General features: G+C 55.6%; 14 protein-coding genes and 1 pseudogene. 13 read left to right on the forward strand and 2 right to left on the reverse strand.

The window, feature by feature from the left end; all coding sequences use genetic code 11:
• From C0V73_RS21135 to cysQ, 4 genes and pseudogenes are all read left to right on the forward strand, one after another.
• Positions 1-212: pseudogene (locus C0V73_RS21135) on the forward strand (UDP-glucuronate 5-epimerase); the annotation flags it as partial.
• A 123-nt stretch (positions 213-335) separates the two neighbouring features.
• Positions 336-1,238 (forward strand): sulfate adenylyltransferase subunit CysD, encoded by a 903-nt coding sequence (cysD, locus tag C0V73_RS21140; protein WP_172450254.1) that lies wholly within the window; start codon positions 336-338, stop codon positions 1,236-1,238.
• A complete protein-coding gene (cysN, locus tag C0V73_RS21145; protein WP_102022004.1) occupies positions 1,238-3,133 on the forward strand; it encodes a sulfate adenylyltransferase subunit CysN in 1,896 nt (631 codons plus the stop codon). The genes cysD and cysN overlap by 1 nt, the downstream gene beginning before the upstream one ends.
• On the forward strand, positions 3,133-3,921 hold the full coding sequence (cysQ, locus tag C0V73_RS21150; RefSeq protein ID WP_102022005.1) for a 3'(2'),5'-bisphosphate nucleotidase CysQ: 789 nt from the start codon (positions 3,133-3,135) through the stop codon (positions 3,919-3,921). The genes cysN and cysQ overlap by 1 nt, the downstream gene beginning before the upstream one ends.
• A gap of 82 nt (positions 3,922-4,003) precedes the next feature.
• On the opposite strand, the gene C0V73_RS21155 is transcribed toward cysQ, so the two are convergent.
• Positions 4,004-4,798, reverse strand: a complete 795-nt coding sequence (locus C0V73_RS21155) for a class I SAM-dependent methyltransferase (protein ID WP_172450255.1) — start codon at positions 4,796-4,798, stop codon at positions 4,004-4,006.
• Positions 4,799-5,096: 298 nt separating this feature from the next.
• Here C0V73_RS21155 and C0V73_RS21160 point away from each other — a divergent pair, with 298 nt between their 5' ends.
• The 9 genes from C0V73_RS21160 (at position 5,097) to C0V73_RS21200 (ending at position 15,532) form a co-directional block, all read left to right on the forward strand.
• Positions 5,097-6,896 carry an ABC transporter ATP-binding protein gene (locus C0V73_RS21160; RefSeq protein ID WP_102022007.1) on the forward strand — a complete coding sequence of 600 codons (1,800 nt, stop codon included), beginning with the start codon at positions 5,097-5,099 and terminating at the stop codon, positions 6,894-6,896.
• Positions 6,897-6,941: 45 nt separating this feature from the next.
• A complete protein-coding gene (locus C0V73_RS21165; RefSeq protein ID WP_102022008.1) occupies positions 6,942-7,712 on the forward strand; it encodes an FkbM family methyltransferase in 771 nt (256 codons plus the stop codon).
• Between the two features lie 6 nt (positions 7,713-7,718).
• On the forward strand, positions 7,719-8,861 hold the full coding sequence (locus tag C0V73_RS21170; RefSeq protein ID WP_102022009.1) for a hypothetical protein: 1,143 nt from the start codon (positions 7,719-7,721) through the stop codon (positions 8,859-8,861).
• Between the two features lie 408 nt (positions 8,862-9,269).
• Complete coding sequence (locus tag C0V73_RS21175; RefSeq protein ID WP_102022010.1) at positions 9,270-10,232, forward strand: hypothetical protein; 963 nt, start codon at positions 9,270-9,272, stop codon at positions 10,230-10,232.
• A 51-nt stretch (positions 10,233-10,283) separates the two neighbouring features.
• Entirely contained in the window at positions 10,284-11,234 is a 951-nt protein-coding gene (locus C0V73_RS21180) for a glycosyltransferase (protein WP_102022011.1), read from the forward strand.
• A gap of 6 nt (positions 11,235-11,240) precedes the next feature.
• A complete protein-coding gene (locus C0V73_RS21185; RefSeq protein ID WP_102022012.1) occupies positions 11,241-12,200 on the forward strand; it encodes a glycosyltransferase family 2 protein in 960 nt (319 codons plus the stop codon).
• Positions 12,197-13,312 (forward strand): glycosyltransferase family 4 protein, encoded by a 1,116-nt coding sequence (locus C0V73_RS21190; protein WP_102022013.1) that lies wholly within the window; start codon positions 12,197-12,199, stop codon positions 13,310-13,312. Before C0V73_RS21185 ends, C0V73_RS21190 begins: the two co-directional genes overlap by 4 nt.
• Positions 13,309-14,379, forward strand: a complete 1,071-nt coding sequence (locus C0V73_RS21195) for a glycosyltransferase (protein ID WP_102022014.1) — start codon at positions 13,309-13,311, stop codon at positions 14,377-14,379. Before C0V73_RS21190 ends, C0V73_RS21195 begins: the two co-directional genes overlap by 4 nt.
• Positions 14,351-15,532, forward strand: coding sequence for a glycosyltransferase family 4 protein (locus tag C0V73_RS21200; RefSeq protein ID WP_280951020.1), 1,182 nt, complete (start codon positions 14,351-14,353; stop codon positions 15,530-15,532). Before C0V73_RS21195 ends, C0V73_RS21200 begins: the two co-directional genes overlap by 29 nt.
• Positions 15,533-15,566: 34 nt before the next feature.
• On the opposite strand, the gene C0V73_RS21205 is transcribed toward C0V73_RS21200, so the two are convergent.
• Complete coding sequence (locus tag C0V73_RS21205) at positions 15,567-16,481, reverse strand: NAD-dependent epimerase/dehydratase family protein (RefSeq protein ID WP_102022016.1); 915 nt, start codon at positions 16,479-16,481, stop codon at positions 15,567-15,569.
• Positions 16,482-16,500: the final 19 nt, after the last annotated feature.

Raw genomic sequence — 16,500 nt, forward strand, 5'->3', positions numbered from 1 at the left:
TGATGGACTTCGTTGAATTGGTAGAAAAGGCGCTCGGCCAGCCGGCGATCCGCCACATGCTGCCGATGCAGAAGGGCGACGTGCCGCGCACCTATGCTGCCCCGGATCTCCTGCAGGCGTTGACCGGGTACATGCCGACCACGAAGCTCGAAGACGGCGTGAAGGCCTTCGTCGAATGGTATCTCGAGGCCCGCCCCGAACTGCGGGGCTGAACCTATGGACTCGCCGATCGTCTGAGCCTCGACTTTGCGCGCCGTTTGCCGCTGGTCACTTTGACCTCATCGGTCGCTTAGGATACTGCGTGCAACTGATATCTCGTCACAAGGAGAATTGAATTGGCTGGCTCTACACATTTGGACCGACTTGAGGCTGAGGCAATTCACATTTTTCGCGAAGTAGCTGCGACCTGCAAGAAACCTGTGATGTTGTACTCGGTGGGTAAGGATTCTTCCGTCCTTACTCATATTGCGTTCAAGTCTTTCTATCCCGCGCCACCGCCCTTTCCCTTCCTGCATGTGGATACGACATGGAAATTTAGGGAAATGATCGAATTTCGCGATCAAATGGCTGACCAACTCGGCTTCGACCTGATCGTTCACATTAATCCAGATGGCCTGGCCGAGAGAATTGATCCATTCGTGCACGGATCTAGTCACCACACTCATGTTTGGAAAACGCTCGGCCTCCGTCAGGCGCTTGATCACTACCGTTTCGATGCTGCTTTTGGAGGGGCACGGCGCGATGAGGAGAAGTCCAGAGCTAAGGAGCGGATGCTCTCATTTCGCAACGCGATGCACAACTGGGACCCCAAAAAACAGCGTCCAGAGATGTGGAAAACCTACAACACGCGGGTGAACGAAGGCGAATCGATTAGAGTCTTTCCGCTCTCGAACTGGACGGAGCTGGATGTCTGGCAGTATATTATGCGGGAGAGCATCCCGATCGTTCCGCTCTACCTTGCCGCTGCCAGGCCGATAGTCGAGCTCAATGGGATGCTCATTCTCAAAGACGACGACAGGATGCCTGTCGAGCTCGCCGACCGTGCACAGGAAAGGGTGGTTCGGTTCCGCTCGCTGGGATGTTATCCGCTCACCGCTGCAGTCGTCTCTTCGGCATCGACCGTCGAGGAGATCGTTCAGGAAATGCTCGTGACCCGTACGTCCGAGCGCGAAGGGCGGATGATCGATAAGGACAGCGCGAGCTCGATGGAGAAGAAAAAGCGTGAGGGATATTTCTGATGGGCGCCGGTGACTTGAAATCGGGGCAGCCAGATGTGCAGTCCTTTCTCGCCCAACACGAGAAGAAGTCGCTTCTCAGATGCCTTGCATGTGGTTCTGTCGATGATGGGAAGTCCACTCTCATTGGACGATTGTTGCATGACAGCAAGTCTCTCTATGAGGATCAACTGGCTGTGCTTCAGGATGAGAGCCAGCGATTCGGCACCGCCGGTGGCGAGATCGATTACGCATTATTGCTGGACGGGTTGGAGGCCGAGCGTGAGCAGGGCATCACGATCGACGTGGCGTACCGCTTCTTCTCAACCGCAAAACGCAAGTTCATTGTCGCCGACACGCCGGGGCATGAAGAGTACACGCGGAATATGGCGACCGGCGCCTCTACGGCGGATCTGGCCATTGTGCTGGTGGACGCACGTCAAGGCATCCTGACCCAGACCCGGCGGCATACCTATATCGCTTCGCTTCTCGGGATCCGGCACGTGGTCTTAGCCGTGAACAAAATCGACTTGGTAGGGTTTGACGAGGCAAGGTTCGCTGAAATCGCATCGGAGTATCGGCAATTTACAGAACCTCTGGGGTTCCAATCCATCTGCCCGATACCCGTGTCCGCCCGCCATGGGGACAATGTTACCGTACGATCCATCAACATGCCTTGGTATATCGGGCCTTCCGTTCTCGAACAGCTCGAGGATGTCGAGGTCGAAGAGCTCTCCGGCGAGGGGCCGTTCCGTTTCCCGGTGCAACTAGTGGTCCGCCCCAACCTCGATTTTCGCGGCTTTGCGGGGCAAGTCGCCTCGGGTGCAATCCGGGTCGGCGACGAATTGGTCGTGGCAAATTCCGGTCGTCAGTCGAGGGTAAGCGAAATCGTCACGAAGGACGGGCCTCTCCAAGAGGCGAGAAGCGGTGATGCCGTCACCCTTTTGCTCGAGGACGAAATCGACATATCAAGAGGAAATCTGTTGGCTGCACCGAGTGATCGCCCGCATGTGGCCGATCAACTGCAGGCACATCTGATCTGGTTCGGCCAAAAGCCCATGATGCCTGGGCGTAGTTATCTGCTGCGAACCGAGAACGATATGGTTGGCGCCACGATCACCAATCTGAAGTATGAGGTGGACGTCAACAGCTTCGCTCACGATGCCGCTAAGCTCCTTGAGACGAACGGTATCGCCGTTTGCAATTTCTCACTTCAGCGGCCTATTGCATTCGACGCTTATAAACAGAATAGATCGACCGGTAATTTCATCTTGCTGGATCGGTTCACTAACGAGACCGTTGGTGCAGGTCTCATCGACTTCCCGCTTCGTCGGGCGTCAAATGTCCACTGGCAACGCACAAGTCTCGGGAAGAAGGAACGTGCCGAGATCAAGGTGCAAAGTCCAGCAGTGTTGTGGTTCACCGGTCTATCGGGGTCTGGCAAGTCGACCATCGCGAACCGGGTCGAAGCCATGCTTCACGCGGAGGGGCGGCACACCTATTTGCTCGACGGGGATAATGTCCGCCATGGCCTCAATCGCGATCTCGGGTTCACCGCCGAAGACCGTGTCGAGAATATTCGTCGGGTCGCGGAGGTTGCGAAACTGATGGCCGACGCTGGCCTGATCGTGCTCGTAGCGTTCATCTCGCCGTTCGCGGCAGAGCGCCGGCTGGCAAGAGACCTGATGGACGAAGGGGAATTCCTCGAGGTTTTCGTTGATACGCCCATCGACGAATGTGCCCGTCGTGATCCGAAAGGCCTCTACAAGAAGGCTCAGGCCGGTGAAATCAAGAATTTCACGGGTATCAGTTCTCCCTACGAGGCGCCCGAACGGCCCGACATACACGTTCGCACGGTTGGCCGGAAGGTCGACGAGATTGCGCTTGAGATCGTCGAATTCCTGGCGGGGAGAGACTGATGGATAGCGTGCTGTCGGAAATCGAGCCGCTGGCGATCGCTGCCGGTGCGGCGATCATGGCGATCTACGATGACGTGATCCATGTCCATACGAAGGCCGACGCGTCGCCCGTCACGCGGGCTGATGGCGAGGCCGAAGCGATAATCCTGGATGGCCTGCGGCGGTGCTATCCGGAGATCCCGGTCGTCGCCGAGGAAGAGTGTGCCGCCGGTCGTACACCGGATAACCTCGGGACGCGGTTCTTTCTCGTCGATCCGCTTGACGGAACCAAGGAGTTCATCAACCGGAGGGATGAGTTCACCGTCAATATTGCACTCATCGAAGATGGAATCCCTGTGGCAGGCATCGTCTACGCGCCTGCGCTCGGTGTGATGTATGCCGGGGCAGGGACCTCGGCGACCAAGCGCAGCATTGATGCGCGCCATCCGAAAGAGGGTAAGCCCGCCGAACCTATCGCAGTCCGGCAGCGGCCTACCAGCCTTGTCGCGGTCGCAAGCCGTTCGCATGCTGACGCCGCGACTGCGGCCTGGCTGGATGAGCACCGTGTCTACGAAACGATCTCGGTCGGGTCGTCGCTCAAGTTCTGTCTCGTTGCGGAAGGCAGGGCGGACGTGTATCCGAGGCTGGGGCGCACCATGGAGTGGGATACCGCTGCGGGCGACGCCGTGCTGCGGGCCGCGGGCGGCAACGTGCTCACCCTCGATGGGGTTCCACTCGTTTACGGCAAGCGCAACTTGTCGATGGATGCTGACTTTGCCAATCCGCACTTCGTTGCGAGTGCGGATTGATTGACTTAATCGCTGGGCGAAACGGGTTAGGCCGGGCTGCAGCAATGAACTAAAAAAGAACATTGTTAACCGCGCAGAGGCTCTAGTTTTTGGTCCCCCACCAAGCCGAACCCGCGCGCTCCTTGGCTTTGGTCCCCGCTATGTTCCAGATCTTGTCCAATGAGTTACGATGCAAGCCACGAGTGCCAATCCAATGGTTGCACAGCTGCATGTTAAAGTAAGAAGGGTTCGCTAGGAGAAGGGTGGCGAGAAGGTATTGCTCATTGTAAGCGCGCGCTCTCCAGCTTTCTGGATAGTCGAAAGGCAAGAATATATCATGTATGCCTACCAGCACACCTGCCTGTAGGCGGGGTAGAACCTCCGTAAAGAAGATCGTCACATCTGAATTGGTGAACGATCTATGCGAGCCATCGAAAAATACGGTATCACCTGCCTCAAGTTTTTCGAACAGAGCTAGATCCACCCTTTCCAAGGGGGATCTGATGCTCTCGTCGCATAATTTGTCGATCTCAGCGCGCGGACGCGGGTCAATGGAGATTATGCTGACTTTTGCCTTTGCCTGATCGATGCCTGCTCGTGCATAGATGGTCGAGAAGCCGGAGCCAATCTCCAGGTAGACTTTGTGTGCTCGCGCCGCTGCCCATGCCACGGATAGCCCATCCAGCACCGGCATGAAGCTGTTATCAAAGTCCAGATTCGGATTTCCCGAATTGTTAAACGCGGCGATCAAAGAATGTAGTTGCGCCATTTCCTTCAAATTCGCTTTGAAGTTAGCTTCATTGCTGCCAATCAAGTCGACCAATTGCGGGTGGCCGTTTTGCCCCCATCTTCTTTGGAAATCGTATGCATATTCTAAGTAAACAGCTTGCTGCCCCAACCTCATCCGATTCAGGTATCTGATAAGGCCCCTCAAAATCGTTCTCCTGCTTCGTTTTGACTACTTTATTGGATCGCATCTTTAGCCTTATCGGTTTGCTGGTTCCGAGTGGGCTCTCTGCAAATTGGCCGCAATGCTTCGTTTTTTGCATCGGACATCATCCAGGGCACTAGGTCAACACGGGACTGCCGCATTTGCTTTGGGCATGGTCGCTGCTGGGACGTAAATGCCGAGTTGGACGTTGCGCTCCTCATAGTCGATTGCTACTTAGCCGACTCGGCGACCGAAGGGGTATGAAGTGAACAAGCTGATCAAGAACCTTGCTACCATCCTCGATGCCGGGGAAAGAAGGAGAGCAATCTTAGTTCTGATCACTATGATTGTCGCAGCACTGTTGGAAGTTGCCGGGGTGGCGAGCATTCTTCCCTTTATCGGGGTGCTGACCGATCCCTCGCTGATCGAGCGGAATGTCTGGCTAGCGTATGCGTATGATGGCTTCGGTTTCGCCAATCAGCGTGACTTCCTCGTTTTTCTGGGAGCTGTTGTCCTCGTTGCCTTCATCTCCAGCCTCGTGTTCAGAGCATTGACTGTTTACGCGATCCAGCGCTTCGCACTCATGCGCATTCACTCCATTGGCTTGAGGTTGCTGCGAATTTACATGGGACAACCGTATGAGTTTTTCCTTAACCGCAACAGCTCGAGCCTCGCCAAGTCGCTACTGTCAGAAGTTGCCACAGTTGCTAGCAGCGTTCTAATGCCGGCGATGCGTGCATTGTCGGGCCTTATAGTGTCTACCGCGATTGTGGCCGTTTTGATTTTTGTTGAGCCTGCCGCGTCCCTGCTAATCGCGATTGTCTTCGTGAGCAGTTATCTTGCCGTGGACCTTCTTACGCGAAAGCGAGTTCGCCTCAGCGGGAGATTGAGGGTTCAAGCAAACGATGACCAATACCGGATTGCGTCCGAGGCAATCCAAGGGCTTAAGGAATTACGTGTCTTGGGGCGCGAGGCCGACTACGTGGAGCGCTTCCGGACGCCTTCCCGGACCTATTCGCGTCACCAAGCAATCATGCTTAGCACTCGGGAGATGCCGTTTTACGTTATACAGGCGATTGGCTTCGGTGCGATGCTCTCATTCCTTTTGTGGGGTATTGCAAGGGGTGACGATCTTAGTCGAATGCTACCTCTCATCAGCTTCTTTGCCTTCGCTGGATATCGATTGCTTCCTGCTTTCCAGGACGTCTATCGCTCGGTCGGACAGGTGCGGTTTGCTCTGCCTGCGCTTGAGCAGCTTGTCAACGACGTGCTAATGCAATCTGTTTGCGTGGCAGGCAGGCAGGGTACTGTCACGCCTCTATCCTTCGAGCGGGCTCTCAAGTTTGAGCAAGTTTCGTTCCGATACCAAGGAGCAAAGGAAGACACACTTACCAACTTTAATCTCTCGATTCCGGCGCGGGGGCGGATTGCGTTGGTTGGTTCTACGGGTGCTGGCAAGAGTACCGTCGCCGACTTGGTGCTGGGACTGCTGTTTTCCACCTCTGGCCAAGTTACTGTTGATGGAATTCCTCTTACTCGCGACAATGTCCGTGCTTGGCAAGAAAACCTAGGTTACGTTCCGCAACAAATCTATCTATCTGATGACACGGTGACGGCAAACATTGCCTTTGGCGTTCCCGAAAATGAAGTCGATCATGCGAGCGTTGAGCGCGCCGCCAGGCAAGCACAAATATTCGAATTTGTTGCCGGCTTACCCTCGGGTTTCTCCACAAGAATCGGTGAGAGGGGGGCGCGCTTGTCAGGTGGACAGCGACAACGGCTTGGGATAGCGCGGGCGTTATATCGAAATCCAAGTGTCGTGGTGTTTGATGAAGCCACTAGCGCATTAGACAACCAAACGGAGGCCGCGGTCATGGACGCTATCGAGCAACTCGGTAAGGAAAAGACTGTGCTTCTCGTTGCCCACCGGTTTACGAGTATCGTGTCCTGCGAACTGATTTGCCATATCAACCAAGGTAGCGTTGCTGGATTCGGCCGTTACGATGAACTACTGGCCAACAGTGACATGTTTCGAGAACTCGCAGAAGGTGCCCGTATGCTATGAGGTCAGCTGGATCTTGACATCAAACTGTTCGATCAAGGACTACGAATGAGAAAAATTACACGGTCGGCTCGGCTCTTAGAAGCCATGAAAAATCTCAAGCCATTCACAGGTTCGTGGCTTGCTGCGCTGCGTGTTGTGGTGCTTCGGAAACTACGGCCCGACTCACTTTTGAAAGGGAGCTATAGGTCTCAGAAGTTTTTGTTTAGACGCATTGACTGTAATGCTCTTTTCGAGGTCTTTGGCGACAATGAGTATGGCTTCCTTCAGGCGGACATCATGGGCGCGCAAGCCCCACTCGTTATCGATGTAGGCGCCCATATAGGCACATTCGCTCTTTGGACATTGGCGCTCAACCCCCGCGCACAAATCTTAAGTGTCGAAGCCGACCCTCAGACATTTGGCGTGTTAGAACATAATAGAGCCTTGGCCCGCGGTGCTTGGCATACTATTCATAGGGCCGCGTCAGACAAAAACGGCGAGACACTTTTATTCTCGGACGATGGTCCCTCAATGAGTCATCGGGTCTCTGCTACAGGTCGAGTTGAAGTACAAAGCATAGCTCTTGAGGCTCTGTTAGATACGGCTGGCCAAGGCCGCGAAATAGATGTCTTGAAAATTGACATTGAAGGGGCGGAGGAACTTTTCCTTGCGGGAAAACAAAAGGCCCTGAGTTTTGTGAAGTGCCTAGTCGTCGAGCTGCATCCCAATCTATGTGACGTCGACCGGGTGGTGGAAACATTGCGCGGCCGTTTTGACAAGATCGACTACGTAGGCGGCCGAAAGTCGAATAAGCCCCTCATTGTATGCAGGGATTGAACATACATGGAAGTTCTGTTGCATATCGGCCAGTCTAAGACCGGCACCTCAGCCATACAGTCGTTTTTGACGCTTAATAAGAGGGCTCTGAACAGAGCGGATATTGACTTTCCGTCGGTAAATGTTGGTGGATTTGATATTGCTGTTGGTGCCCACAATTTTCTTGCAGATGCGATCGCAGGAAAGTTGATATATCCGTACGTCACTGCCGACGAGTTCCATAGGCAATTGTTTCACTCGCACGGTGCATACAAAAAGATCATCTTGAGTGGCGAGCATTTTTTCGGCGGCGAGCCGAGGGTATGGGATTGTGAGGGTGAAGACGACTACTTCGAGAAGTATTCAGGAAAAGTGAGGCGAGCTTCAGAGTTTTTCTCGGGGAAAACGGTAAGAATTCTAGTTTATTTGCGTCCGCAAGTCGATTGGTTCGAGAGCGCGATCAGCCAAACAATTAGAGTTCAGGGTCTATCGAAACGAAAAACGATTTATCGCGACGACGAATCGTTTCTTACGTTAATGGAGCCACTCTTGAAATATAGCCGAATCTTAAAAGTTTGGCGGACGAATTTTCCGACTGCGAAAATAGAGGTCGTACCCTATATACGCAGTGAATTGATTGGGCAGAATTCAATCACTGATTTCATTCACAGAACTGGTCTAGCCCATCTCTCTGAAGCCTTCGGTTCTCCTCGTCTTTCCGTGAACGAGTCTGTCACGCGCGAGTTTATAGAAGTCAAAAAAATCCTCGATGGCAGTGTTAAGAGCGTACATCGCGAGCGCACCATAATAAAATGTCTCCTTGAGTTGAGTAAGTCGAGTAATTTTAGTTCGCGTTATGTGATATCAGATGGTTTGCGTGATCGTATAATTGACTTTAGCGTCAGGGAAAATCAGCTGATTTCGGACCAGTTCTTAAGTGGGGGGGAGCTGCCAATCTTCACTACGCGAAGTATGTCGCCACCGGTTCCGTCAAGCGGTGAGATTGAATCTGCTTTGGAGGTATTCAAACGAGAATTTAAAAGGCCCAAGTATAGACTCATGGAGTTCGGCTTCGCTGCTCGAGCTAAGCTGAGGACGAAGCTTCCTGCAGTTCACGGTTTTCTACACGTTTTGAAGAAAAAGAAGCGGGACTTCATGTATTCGCGTTGATTTTTATTTTCCAGGTGTCTCTCGCTTCATGCTGGAGCAGGCAAACGCGGCTATATTTTCATATTTGCGATAGAGTGCAGGGAATTCTCAAATCGGGGCCATCTAAACTCTGTTAGTCTTGACAGGCTCAGTGGTAGTCCATGCTGCGTTAAGGGGCAAACTATCGCCTGTTAGAATTAGATATTGCCGCAGGCGCCTACTTGCGGGAAAACGTCCCTTGGAGGCATTCGAGCTTCCACAGGCTTAAGCGTCATATGGTCAGCTAATGTAGGGCGGACGGAGGGACAGATCGAGATTTTTGGATCTAACCTCCTGAAAATCTTTCTGGTACTTGTTGCCGCAGCCCTTGTCTATCCATTGCTTGGACGAGTTGTCCTGGTTTGTCTGGCAACAGGGGTCGCTGTTCTGGTGTCCTTCAGCGCATCGCTCGATGTCGGCGAGGTTTACTCTTACTCCGAATATTATAAGCGCGCCTTCTGGTATTTCGGCGATGATCTGACAACGTGGCTCGCACCGCTATACCTCTTCTCCGTCTTGAGGCGGCAGCGTCTCCTCGCGATCGGCTTGGCCGGAGCAGCCTTCCTTTCCGGCGGGCGTATAGGGCTCATCCTTGTTGCTATCCAAGCGCTCTTTATCATTGGTAGTTGGCGGCGAGAACAATCCAGGATCGCTCCTTCTATCGGCCTTTCGTTAATAGGTGGTGTTATAGTGTATTTCGTAGTGGTCAGCACTTCATCGCACGCGATAAGGGCGGCTAACAGTGCTATTCTCCATTTCAATCTAGAGAGTTCCATTTCCTTGTTTGAGCCAACCAGGCGCGGATTCAGCGATTGCCGGATAGCGAATTGCTTCGATCGGAAGGTTAAGAGACCATTCCGCATGCGGACGCTGAGCGCGGTGGCCGGGCTCTGGATGACCCTGGAAGGGGGCTTTCCCGGTTCCCGCTATCCGGATACCCCAGAAAAATTCGCGGAGTTGATTGTGAAGGCCAACCCGTGGGGCGTCAATGACCGCTATGGCGTGACTCGGGAGGAATGGATGCGGATCGGGACCGTACAGTCGCCCTATGTCGGTTTCGGCGCCGGCTATGGCCCTGCTCTTCTGGCGCTGGCGATGGGTTTCATCGGTGCGGTCTGTCTTGTCGGGCTGTGGGTCCTGAGTGTCCGGCCTCCGGATGCATGGACCCCACTCACAGTCTTCTTTATCGTCAATGCCATTTTCAATCAGACGCAGGCATGGTTGCAGCCGGGGCCCGTGCTGTTCGCGATGGGATTATGCGGTACCCACATCCTGTGGCAATATTTTTCCTTTGGTGCCAGGGGACAAGACCAGCCATTGCCCGGCAGCAACCCGGTCGTTAAAGAGGTTTGACGCCGAGCCTTGAAATCCCTCGCTGACACGTCCCGGATCCCTTACCCGCCCATGCCCCCACTCGTCACCATCGGCGTCACGGCCTTCAACGCGCAAGACAATATTGAACGCGCCGTACGGTCAGCCCTGCAGCAGGATTGGTCCAACCTTGAAGTCGTGGTGGTGGATGACGCGTCCTCAGATCAGACCGGCGAGATCGTCGAGCGCATTGTTCTGAAAGACAGCCGTGTGCGCCTGGTACGGCATGCTAAGAACCTGGGCGTTGGTGCTGCGCGGAATTCCATCATCAACGCGGCCTCTGGCGAGTTCGTGGCCTTTTTCGACGACGACGATGAGAGTGAGGCGAGCCGTATAGGGGCACAATGGGCGCGGATTATGCGGTATGAAATGAAGTTCGCGATGGGGGCGCCGGTGATCTGCCATACGGCGCGGCTGCAGACGACCGGCGACGGGGCTGAACGGGTCGAACCGACCATGGGGTGCCGCGAGGGGGCGTCTGCGCCACATGGACCTGCGGTCGCTTCGCGGATATTGTGGGGGACGCGTCTCGATCAGGGCTTCGGCGCTGTCGCGACCTGCTCTCAGATGGCCAGGACGTCCACCTATCGCGCGACCGGCGGGTTCGACGCTGCGTTCAGACGGTCGGAAGATACTGAATTCTGTGTGAGATTGGCTCTGATGGGGGGGCATTTCGTCGGTATCGACAGTCCGTTGGTTCGCCAAAAGTTGACGGCGCGCGCAGACAAAACGCTCGACAATGAATTGAAGTACAAGCTGATGCTGCTGGCGAAACACAAGCAAACTGCTCCCACTCCGGGCCATTTTTCCGCAGCGAGTGGTTTTCTGCGATTTAAGTATGCCTTGCAGCGACGCGCGAGATTTTCAGCGCTGATCTGCCTCTTACAACTGCTCGTGACACATCCGGTGCTGACGACTGATAGGCTGGATCAGGCAATTCGGCGGGGAGCAAGCAAACCGAACCTTGCGCATTTCACGCGGTGATTGTCCATGAATGATTTTTATCCGACGGTGACCGTTGCCATCACCTGCTTCAATGCGATTCAGACGATCGAGCGTGCGGTGAAGAGCGCGCGTTCACAAGACTGGCCCGCGCTCGAAATCTTGATTGCGGATGACTGTTCCACGGACGGATCGGCTGACTTCGTGGCGTCGCTGATTGCGGATGATCGGCGGGCAAGACTGGTTCGCCGCGCGACAAATGGTGGGGCGGCCGCGACACGCAATACCCTTATTGAAGCCGCAACCGGCGAATTCGTTATCTTCTTTGACGATGACGATGAAAGCCATCCGACGCGTGTCGCGCGACAGGTGGAGACTTTGCGCGCGCTCGAAGCATCGCGCCCCGGCCTGCTCGTGGCCTGTTACGCGGGTGGTGAACGGCTCTATCCGAACGGTTATATCAAACCGCTTGCTGCCATCGGTTCAAAGGGGCCACCGCCGCATGGCTATGCGGTGGCAAACTATCTGCTGTTCTATTCCCGCCCTAAGGGCTTCTTCTTCGGAGCAGGAACGCCAACCTGCGCGCTCATGGCGCGACGTTCGGTGTTCGAGCAAGTGGGAGGGTTCGATCCTACTCTTCGGCGAGTGGAGGATGTCGATTTTGCGGTTCGGTTGGCATTGGCGGGTGGGTATTTTGTTGGTACGCGGGACAGCCTGTTCCGCCAGCATGCAACGGTCGGGGTTGACAAGAGTCCGGAAGCCAACCGGGACGCCGAGGTCAGTCTGGCGCGGAAGCACAAAGGCTATCTGACATCCATCGGGCGATATCACTATGCTGTCCGGTGGCCGAATCTGCGTTACCTGCACTTCAAGCGCAGATATGCGGCTTTTCTTGTCGAGTTCCTCCAGATCGTTGCCCGAAATCCCCTAGCGGCGAGCCGCCATATTCTCCATACCGGCCCAAGACGCTTGCGGCACGAACTTCAGATGAGGAAACGCCAGAAATGAGGTTACTGTTCGTGGCTCGCGCGTTGCACGATATGGCAGGCGGCGTGGAGCGGATGATCATTTCGGTTATGAACGAAATGGTTTCGCGAGGGCATGAGGTCGCGCTCTTCAGTTGGGACCGCGAAGATGCCGTAGCTTTTTACCCCATCGATCCGAGGGTTTCCTGGTTCAAACTGGCTTCCGGCGATCCGAGCCGACGCGCAGGCCTTTCCGAGCGGCTGCTGCGCGTGTCGAAGGTCCGCCGCATGGTGACGGGCTTCAAGCCGGATGTCGTCACATGCTTTCAAGGCGGGCCGTTTCGGGCGATGCTCGGCTACACTTGGGGGCTTCGGATTCCGCTTGTAGCGGCCGAGAGAACGGCGCCGACCCTTTATGATCATGCAAACAATACGCGGCTGAGGAAACTGGAACATTGGACGTTTCAGTTCGCCGCCAGAATAACCGTGCAGTTCGACAGATACAGGGAATATTATCCCCGCAATCTGCAAGACCTGATCGTCGAGACCCCCAACCCGGTCCCGGAGGCTTCCCAGCATGCCCAACCAGATGTGCCGAGCCTTGAGGGACGCTACACCCTGTTGTCGGTGGGCCGGCTGAGTTACCAGAAGAACTACTCGGCGCTTGTCCAAGCCTTCGCAAAAATTGCGCCCCAGTTTCCGCTCTGGGACCTAAGGGTTGTGGGCGAGGGGGAAGACAGATCGGCTTTAGAGAATGCCTTGAAAAACTCTTCCCTAGACCCCCACCGGGTAGTCATGCCGGGTAAGACGGATAGGATCTCCGAGGCCTATGCTGCGGCCAATCTCTTTTGCCTTCCGTCGCGTTGGGAAGGCTTTCCAAACGCGCTGGCTGAAGCGCTCGCTCATGGATTGCCCTCTGTCGGCTTCGAGGGGTGCGCGGGCGTGCCCGATCTGATCACACCGGAAGTAACGGGTAGACTTGCACCTGGAAACGGTTCCGTCGATGCGCTGTCCGACGCTCTGGCCAGCCTGATGTCGAATGATGCGCTTCGACAACAGATGGGTAGAAACGCGGTCTTGGCCATGAAACGCTACCGGCCCGAGCTCTGCTTCGATCGTTGGGAGGCAGTTCTTCGCGAGGGCGCAGGACGATGACTATCCCGTTCATCGTCAAGTCTCTTGAGACGCCCGGGGGAGGCGCTGAACGCGTGTTCGTCGAGATTACGTCAGGGCTTCGAACTCGCGGTTACGACATCGAGGTGGTGACCTTCGATCCCCCCGGTGCTAGGTCGTTCTATCCCCTGCGGGAAGATGTGCCAAAGCATGATTTGGGCCCGCAATCCCTCCATCCTGTAAGACTTCTGGCACTGAGACGCGCCATCCTTCGAATGAAGCCGACACAGATCGTTGCATTCATGCCGTCTAGTTACGTTCCAACCGCGTTCGCGCTGCTGGGTAGTGGGGCTGCCGTGAGGGCGAGCGAACACAATGTCCCGGCCCGTTACCGATCTTCTCCGGCAAAGTGGGGCGTGCTGAACGCCTCTGTTCCGGCCATCGATCGCTTCACGGCCGTCTCTGCCCAGATGAAGGATGCCTACCCGTGGTGGATCCGCCGCAAGATGACCGTGGTTGAGAACCCGGTATCAGGAACAGGTACCGAGTTAGCCGACGTCTTTGCGTTCGGGCGTTCAAAACGGCTGCTGGCGGTGGGCCGGCTACATCCACAAAAGGACCACGTCACCCTCATCCGGGCCTTCGCTGTCATTGCCGAAACCATGCCCGATTGGCATCTGCGTATTCTCGGCGAAGGAGACGAGCGGTCGATGCTTGAGCACGAGATCAAACGACTGGGCCTTGCTGGCCGCGTAGAGATGCCGGGCGCCGTCTTGGATATGAGTGCGGAATACACGGCGGCGCAGCTTTATGTCATACCATCGCTGTACGAGAGCCAAGGACTGGCCACGGTGGAGGCGATGGCTCACGGACTGCCGGCCGTCGGCTTTCGCGATTGTCCAGGTACCAACAGCATTATTGCCGACGGGCTGAACGGCATCCTGATCGATCCACACCCCAATCGGCCGGAAGCCTTGGCGCAGGGGTTGAAAGCGATGATGCAGGATGAGCAGCGCAGGTCGTCGCTTGCACTGGGCGCTCTGGCGCATGTGCCGGGTCCCCGGCTGGATGCCGTCCTCGATGACTGGGAGGCTTTCCTTGAGTCGTAATTCCAAACCCTCGATCCCGCATGCAGCCGCGAAACCCAAGCTCCTCTTCCTAGTTTCCGAGGACTGGTACTTCATGTCCCATCGCCTCGCATTGGCGCTGGCGGCACGAGATGCCGGGTATGGTGTCGTCGTTGCCACACGGGTGTCTACTCATGGGACAGCCATGGAGGCTCTCGGACTGCGCGTGGTGCCACTCGCCCAGATGAAGCGGTCTAGTGCTAACATCTGGAACGAGATCAAATGCCTATCGGAAATCCTTAGCATCATTCGACAAGAGAAACCGACCGTCGTACATGCAGTTGCAATCAAGCCTGTCATCTACGCGGCAATCTGTAGCCATGTCTTAAAGGTGCCGCGGTTCGTGGCCGCATTGGGCGGGCTTGGTTCAATATTCTCGGACAGCGGGTTAAAGGCACGCCTGCTCAGACCTCTGGTCAAGGGACTGTTTCGCCTGTTGCTCAACAGAGAAAACACGCGGGTCATTCTTCAGAATGCGAACGACCTAGATGTGATGACTCGTGGCTGCGGTTTACTCGAAGGAAATTCTGTCCTTGTGCGCGGCGCAGGGGTGGACACGGAGCAGTATGCCGCAAGACCCATCCCTGATGGGGTTCCGGTCGTGATGTTGGCCTCCAGGATGATCTGGCCGAAAGGAGTACAGGAATTCGTGGATGCGGCGATCAAGGTCAAGGAAAAGACGGATGTCCGTTTCGTGCTGGTCGGCCGGCCCGATTGTGAGAATGCGGCTTCGGTGCCCGAGACGCTGTTGGTAAAATGGAATCGCGAGGGCACCATTGAATGGTGGGGCCACAGAGCCGACATGGCCGACACGCTGGCTGAGGCCACGGTGGTTTGTCTTCCGACCTATTACGGCGAGGGTGTTCCTAAGATCCTTCTTGAGGCGATGTCGGTCGGTCGACCGATCATTACAACTGACATGCCCGGATGCCGTGAACTGGTCGAAAGCGGTCGAACTGGTGCGCTGGTCGAACGGAGGAACGCGGAGTCATTGGCGAGAGCCATTGAGGGCCTGCTCTCAAAGCCGGACCGTCTGGCGCTCGCCGGCCAAGAAGCCCGCAAAATGGTGATCGCCGAATACTCTGTCGAGCAGGTCATAGACCAGACCTTGCGGACATATGGGCCAATACATTGACCACACTTCCAAGCCTAGTGTGAAGGAAAGGTCGTTAGTCGTGTAACGGTCGAAAGGTGCTCTGGCTGACGAATGGCAGCGGGTCCCAGTTCAGCAGAGTGCGGGTTTTTTCAACATCCACTTCGAGATTGCTCATAAGCCTGTTTCGTGTCGAACGTGGTACGGCCAAAGCAGCGAGGAAAGTGCATGCGAAGACGAAGTCGAGAATTCTCGGTGGGCGCTTCCATCCAAGGTCCAACAGCAGCTCGTGTGTGGAGATATGGGTACTGTCTGCGACCAGAAAGACTTGGTCGGCAGATCTTGGCTCTCGTCGGGCGGCCATGATCGCGCTTGATAGGTTTGACAGGTGCACCAGCGAGCGGCGATTTTGGACGGCTCCGAACGGCGAAGGCAGCTGGAAGCGTGCCCATTTCTTCAACGCCGCCAGGTTTCCCTTCACGCCCGGGCCGTAAACCAGCGTTGGACGCAAAATGACGACTTCAAGATCGGTTTGCCTGCCCAGTTCGAGGAGCGCGATTTCGGCTTCCGCCTTCGATACCGCATAAGGCCCCTCAGGTTTGCGGGGATCGTCCGATCTAAACGGCTGGCCTGGTCGGGTCGTCTCGCCATTCACCTTGATGGTGCTGACAAAGATGAACCTCCGGACACCCGCCTTTATCGCCGCACGGGCCAGATGAAGCGTCGCGTCCACATTTGCGAGCCGGAATTCGGAAAGAGGGTTAGAGGCACGGTCCTTCATCACGTGTACGCGTGCGGCGAGATGAATGACCGTATCAACCTTTTCGAGGATGGGGGCCCAGTCCATCTCCTCGCCGTAGCTCGGGATCTTCAGGAGGCCAGCCTTTTCAGTACGGGAGACCCCTATCGTCGGGATCCCATTGCGCTGAAGTTCCTTCATGAGGAAACTTCCCACAAAGCCTGACGCTCCGGTTACCAAAGTCGACTTCATCCCGTCTCCAAATGCCCGT

The organism is Rhizobium sp. TH135 (assembly GCF_002855515.1).
Taxonomy (GTDB): Bacteria; Pseudomonadota; Alphaproteobacteria; order Rhizobiales; family Rhizobiaceae; genus Allorhizobium.

What these genes read in the sequence shown, in the direction of transcription:
- cysQ (WP_102022005.1), top strand. Translation starts at nt 3,133, where the DNA reads ATGGATAGCGTGCTGTCGGAAATCGAGCCGCTGGCGATCGCTGCCGGT.
- C0V73_RS21205 (WP_102022016.1), bottom strand. Translation starts at nt 16,481, where the DNA reads ATGAAGTCGACTTTGGTAACCGGAGCGTCAGGCTTTGTGGGAAGTTTC.
- C0V73_RS21165 (WP_102022008.1), top strand. Translation starts at nt 6,942, where the DNA reads ATGAGAAAAATTACACGGTCGGCTCGGCTCTTAGAAGCCATGAAAAAT.
- C0V73_RS21180 (WP_102022011.1), top strand. Translation starts at nt 10,284, where the DNA reads ATGCCCCCACTCGTCACCATCGGCGTCACGGCCTTCAACGCGCAAGAC.
- cysN (WP_102022004.1), top strand. Translation starts at nt 1,238, where the DNA reads ATGGGCGCCGGTGACTTGAAATCGGGGCAGCCAGATGTGCAGTCCTTT.
- C0V73_RS21185 (WP_102022012.1), top strand. Translation starts at nt 11,241, where the DNA reads ATGAATGATTTTTATCCGACGGTGACCGTTGCCATCACCTGCTTCAAT.
- C0V73_RS21195 (WP_102022014.1), top strand. Translation starts at nt 13,309, where the DNA reads ATGACTATCCCGTTCATCGTCAAGTCTCTTGAGACGCCCGGGGGAGGC.
- C0V73_RS21190 (WP_102022013.1), top strand. Translation starts at nt 12,197, where the DNA reads ATGAGGTTACTGTTCGTGGCTCGCGCGTTGCACGATATGGCAGGCGGC.
- C0V73_RS21170 (WP_102022009.1), top strand. Translation starts at nt 7,719, where the DNA reads ATGGAAGTTCTGTTGCATATCGGCCAGTCTAAGACCGGCACCTCAGCC.
- C0V73_RS21200 (WP_280951020.1), top strand. Translation starts at nt 14,351, where the DNA reads ATGACTGGGAGGCTTTCCTTGAGTCGTAATTCCAAACCCTCGATCCCG.